This window comes from Ruegeria sp. AB9, from assembly GCF_056542585.1.
Genome location: NZ_JBQGAA010000057.1, coordinates 1 through 1,227, shown reverse-complemented (window position 1 = coordinate 1,227; position 1,227 = coordinate 1). Strand labels below are relative to the sequence as shown.

Annotated in this window: 1 protein-coding gene and 1 pseudogene; both read left to right on the top strand. The window is 54.6% G+C overall.

The window, feature by feature from the left end; genetic code table 11:
• Positions 1–239: pseudogene (locus ACR0K5_RS25095) on the top strand (Gfo/Idh/MocA family protein); the annotation flags it as partial.
• A gap of 513 nt (positions 240–752) precedes the next feature.
• On the top strand, positions 753–917 hold the full coding sequence (locus ACR0K5_RS25090) for a hypothetical protein (protein WP_480632225.1): 165 nt from the start codon (positions 753–755) through the stop codon (positions 915–917).
• Positions 918–1,227 lie beyond the last annotated feature (310 nt).

Here is a 1,227-nt window from a genome sequence, read left to right as displayed (position 1 = left end):
TCGGCCCCAGTGCACAACGACTGATACGTACCGCGCGCGGCTTCCCCGAAGGGATTATCGAAGCCTGGGCCAACCTCTATACGGAATTTGCCATGGCGGTGGCTGCGCGCCGGGATGGACGTGACCTGCCCAATGGATGGATTGAGATGCCCGAGGTACACGATGGCGCGGCAGGTGTACGTTTCATCGAAGCGGCTGTAAGGTCGAACGAAAAGGGTGGGGTCTGGGTTAAAGTCTGATGTCAGGCTGATTTTGGCGCGGGGGCAATCGTCTATCTTCCCACCGAAAAAACGGTCGGAACTTCTAGGAAGGGCTTGTCGATGTCTGCGACGTTGATCATATGGTCGCCGCCTGACTAGCCGACTTGGAAAACGCGAATTCCTTCACCTCCTCCGATCAGGGCGTTGATAGCTACGCCGACAGCGTCTCACGGCGATGTGACTGGCTCGTACATTTGGGCTTGTTTACTGCGAGAAGATGCTTGCCTTCGATCTGCCACCCCTTGGGGCTATCGCAGCCGAGGCGGAAGAACGTGACGTCACCGCGGCCATGGTATTCAACCGGCGTTTCGACCTACAATCTATCGCCATTAATCTACTGTTACCGCAGACGAAATCGGAATCCCCAAGACGCTGAACATCGTACCCCGTACTGCACAGTCGTCAACACCGGCGTTAATCAAGACCTCCGCTGGCCTCTTTGCCGAAAAGGGCAGCCTTGTCTATGACCTCATGCGATAGATCTGTGCCGAGGTGACGGCCGAGGTTTTTGTCGCGGGCTCGGTGCTGGTCGATCCCGGATCCACAGATGTTGGCGAGGTCGACACCGCCAAATTTCCTTTGCGCATGCAATCAGGCAGGTTGCAGCAGTTCGATTTCAGTTGGAGCGCCTATGGTCAGAACGAATGCTTGGCGTGAACGGCGCAGCATATTTCTGAATTAGCCCGGCAACCACTGAGGGAAAACCGTTCAATTGCAAGGTAGTTGGCTAATTGGTCGAGTTCACGGCACGCAAACGGTATTCAATTGATGATTTACTTAATATCGGATATTTGTTAAATCATACGGCAAGGCATGCAACATCTGAGTCGGAAAGTGCAGTATATGACATCATTGCATAACCACACCGATGAACCACTCTATTCCTTGGCGCATCTGACGCTGATTGGCTGTACGCCGCCCGAGCTGGTCTATATCGCCGCGCGGGCCGGTTACGATGCCGTCAGTC